Annotated in this window: 1 protein-coding gene; it reads right to left on the reverse strand. The window is 62.9% G+C overall.

Annotation, left to right across the window (positions count from 1 at the left end; all coding sequences use genetic code 11):
- On the reverse strand, window positions 1-4,024 hold a 4,024-nt coding region (locus AC6FTP_RS25890; protein WP_497209788.1), incomplete at its 3' end, for an immunoglobulin domain-containing protein.
- Window positions 4,025-4,098 lie beyond the last annotated feature (74 nt).

A 4,098-nucleotide genomic window follows, 5' to 3' on the forward strand; every position in this document is an offset into this window, starting at 1 on the left:
CTTTGCCTCGGGCGACATCGAATCTGGCGGTGGCCTGGGTGAGATTCGTGGTGGCGGTGACGATGCGTGATTTGAAGCTGTGCTTGAGGGCACCCAGACAGAGTGTGCCGGAGAAGCTGCCGTTGGCGGTGATGACGAGGTCGATGCGCCCGCCGAGCCCCTGATTGAGGGCGGCACTCCTGCCCAGCGGACCGGTGAAGATGCCGGTCTTCGTGCCGAGACCGTGGATGAAGAGGTTGGTCTCGACGGTGTCGCTGTTCACGCTGTTGAAGGCGGTGAGGGTGATGGGAATGACGGTGGACGGTGCCTCCTCGGGGATGCCGGTGATGAGGCCGGTGACTTTGTCGATGACGAGACCTTTGGGCAGGCCTTTGGCGGTGAATCCGGTGGGTGCGAAGGCCGGGATTGGATTGACGGGAACCTGGAAGCGATAAGGACCGCTGAGCACGGCGTCATCGAGGTCGCCTTCGAGAGTGATCTCCGGCGCGCGGTTGAAGACATCGACACGGCGGATGCCGGCATCGACGGTGCCTGCTGCATTGGTGACAGCGCAGATGTAGTCGTCACTGTAAGAGGTCTGGTGGAGCGTGATGCTGACTTTGCTGGAGGTTTCGCCACCGAGAGGCCCGGTGGTGCGGCGACGCCACTGGTAGGTGAGGTTTTTGCCGACGGCTTTGGCGATGAGCGGAAGTACGGTGCCCGAACTGACGACGTGACGGGAGTGGAGCACTTCGACGACGCCGATCTCCACCGGCGGAGTGAGGCGCGTCATTTTCTCTCCATTGACCATGCTGGTCAAAACGCAGTCATAGGTGCCAGCGTGGCTGGTCTGGATGTTCACGAGGTCCAAGTGCGCGGTGGTGGCTCCAGAGACGGGGCCGCCATTGCGCCGCCACTGGAAGCTGTCCGGCGTGGGGCCGGTGAAGGCTGCATCCAGCGCGACGGTGGTGCCGGAGCCGACGAGGCGGTTTTCAGCGACGCCGGTGGGCTCGGAGGCGGGTGCGGTGGACATGGTGTCGAGCCAGACGCGGTCGAGACCGCCAATGCCCGCGCCGTCTTTGACATAGACGAAGTCGATCTGATGCACTCCGGCGGGGACGGTGAGGCTGGCGGCCTGCCAGTCGATGATGCCGCTGGTGCTGGATACTTCGGCACCATCGAGCATGACGCGGAGGTAGTCGCTGTCCTGCTCGGTGGAGATCTTCTGCCACCAGTTGAGGACGAGGGGACCGGTGACTCGGGTGCTGAGGGAGGCGAAGTGGCCGTGGGGCAGATTTCCAGCGGAGAGGGCGTCTTTGCCATCCTTGGCCTGGATGCCTGGAGCCGGGCGCCAGAAGGCGGGGCCTGTGGTGCTCCACTTCAGCGTGGTCATGTCCAGAGCAGGGCTCATGTCGGTGACCGTGGTGACGTTGACGGGCTGCGTGGTGGTGGTGCGGAGGGTGTTCTTTACCTCGGCGACGTAAAGCCCGGCGTGCTTGGAGGTGGCGGGCCATGCTTCAAAGATGGGGCCTGTGCCGACTTGCTTGCCGTTTTGCTTCCAGGCGTAGCTGAGGTCGGCACCTGTGGCCTCGACTTCAAGCCGGAGAGGGGAACCGGCCTCGATGAGCGCCGAGTAAGGAGCACGAGTGACAAGCGGCATGCCCTCGATGCCGACGAGAGCGTAGCGCGTGGTGGCGGTGCCAGCGCTGTTGGTTACCTTGCAGTAATAAACGCCGATGTTGGCGATGGCCATGGCAGCGATGTTGTGGCTGCCGTTGGTGGCATTGTTGACGGGCAGCCCGTTGTGCCACCACTGATAGGCGAGCTGGGGCCCAGAGGCAGCGAAGGTGAGGGTCACTGGCTGACCTTGAGCGACGAAGGTGTCCTCCGGCTCGGCGGTGATGACGGGAGGTGTGATGACCAGCACGGTCACGGCAGGCGAGGTGGCTTCACCGGCGGCATTGGACACCACGCAGGTGTACACGCCGTTGTTGGCTTCCTCGGCACTGAGCACGCTGTAGGTGGAGCTGGTGGCACCGAGGATGGGTCCGCCACCGAGATGCCATTGATAGGAAAGGAAGAGTCCACTGGCGGTGACAGAGAGATTCAGCGGCTGCTTTTCATTCAAGGTGACAGAGGTGGGCGCGGAGGGTGTCAGGATCTGCGGAGGTGCGACGACGCTGAGGGTGACGGTGGCGCTGGAGATGATCCCGTGGGTGTTGCTGACGCGGCAGCGGTAGTTGCCGGTTTGGCTCACGTCGGCAGCAGGAATGGTGAAGCTGGCACTGGTCGCACCATCGACGTTCACGAAGTTGGGCGAGCCCTCTTTCTGCCACTGGTAGGAGAGCCCAGGGCCAGCGGCCAGGAGATCGAACGTGGCGGGGTCTCCGAGTTTCACGGCGATGCTGACAGGCTCACGGATCATGGTGGGAGGGCCATCGACGAACAGTGCGGCAGCATTGGAGGTGTCCGAGCCCGCTGAGTTGCTCACGATGCAGCGGTACTGGCCGCTCAAGCTGGTGTCCACGTCGGTGAACAGGAGGGTTGACTCCGTCTTGCCGGGCAGATCTTCGCCATCCTTCTGCCACTGGTAGGTGAGGAAGAGCCCCGAACTCATGACGCTGAAACTGGCCGTGGCACCATCCACCACATTCTGAGGCGAGGGGTGCTGGGTGATCATCGGTGGGGTGATGACGAGGAGTGTGGCGGGATTGCTGTTGACGGTGCCATCGGCATTGGTGACGACACAGCGGTAGTCTCCTGCACTGAGAAGCGTGGTGACCGGAATCGTGTAGGTGGCCGAAGTGGCGCCGCCGATGTCGGTGGTGCCTTTCTGCCACTGATAGCTGAGGCCGCCGCCGGTGGCGAAGACGGTGAACTCCGCCGGATCTCCGACATTCACCGCGAGATCCTGCGGATGCTCGGAGATGACGGGAGGCGTGCTGATGATGCCGGGGAACTGATCGATGCCGTAGGTGGTGCCAAGGCTGTTTTGGGCCACGAGCCGGAAGTGGTAGGACGTCAGGGTGAGCCCGGTGACGATGGCGCTCACGTTCACGGAAGTGTTTCCGGCAGCGAGGTTCTGCACCGGTGTGGTGCTGCCATAGGCCGTGGTGCCGCCATACTCGAACCAGTAGGTGGTGGCGAGTCCGCCGGGCATGACACGACCATTGAAGGTCATGCCAGTGCTCGTGACACCTGAGGCAATGTCGGAGAAGGCCTCGGGCATGGAGCGATTCTGGAGCGTGAGCGTATGCGCGCTGGTGCCGAGGTTGGCCCCGGTGGCGTTGAAGAGCTGGAGAACGATGGTTTCATCCGGCTCAGGCAGGAGATCGTGATTGATGGCGATCGGGATGGACTTGCTGCTTTCTCCGACGGCATAGTTCAGCACACCCTCGTCGAGGATGAAGTCGATGCCATTGCCAGCAGCGGTGCCGCCATTGACACGGTAACGCACACTGACAGCCCCTGGAGGTGTGCCGCCGATGTTCACGGGCAGATTGTAGGTGCCGATGTTCTCCGCCGTGTTCGCCGTGGCTACGCCAAAGCCCACGCTGCCGCTGGCGAAGGCGTCATTGTCACCCATCAGCATCGTGGCGCTGCCGAAACGCACGCCGTAAGTGCCAGAAGCAGGCGTGAGGGTCATGATGATGGACTCCACACCTTCTGCGATGGAATCATTCACGGGGAAGACCGTGACGAGCACGCTGGTGGCATTCGCCGGGATGGTGGCGCTGCCGCTGAGAGGCGTGAAGTCTGCTCCGCTGGTGGCGGTGCCGCTGATTGTGTAGTTCACCGTCAGTGGTGCGGCGGCGCTTGTGCGGCGGGAGATGAGGAAGTCCTCGCCTGCGCTCGACGTTTCCGTGATATGCGTCGTGAGTGCGCTGCTACCGTCCGCCACATTCACATCCACGACCTCCTGATCTCCATCAAAAATCCAGGCCGTCATGCTGCTGAACTGGCTCTGCATCAGGGTGTAGCCGGTGCCGGGCAGGAGGGTGAGCGTCACCGACTCGGCATTCTCCATGAGTGTGTCCGCGAGCATGGAGACGATGATCGTCCTGCTCGTGTCAGCAGCGGCGAACGAAATCGTGCCGGGAAGAGCGGTGAAGTCTGTAC

Origin of the sequence: Prosthecobacter sp. (genome assembly GCF_044378005.1) — a bacterium.
Taxonomy (GTDB): domain Bacteria; phylum Verrucomicrobiota; class Verrucomicrobiia; order Verrucomicrobiales; family Verrucomicrobiaceae; genus Prosthecobacter.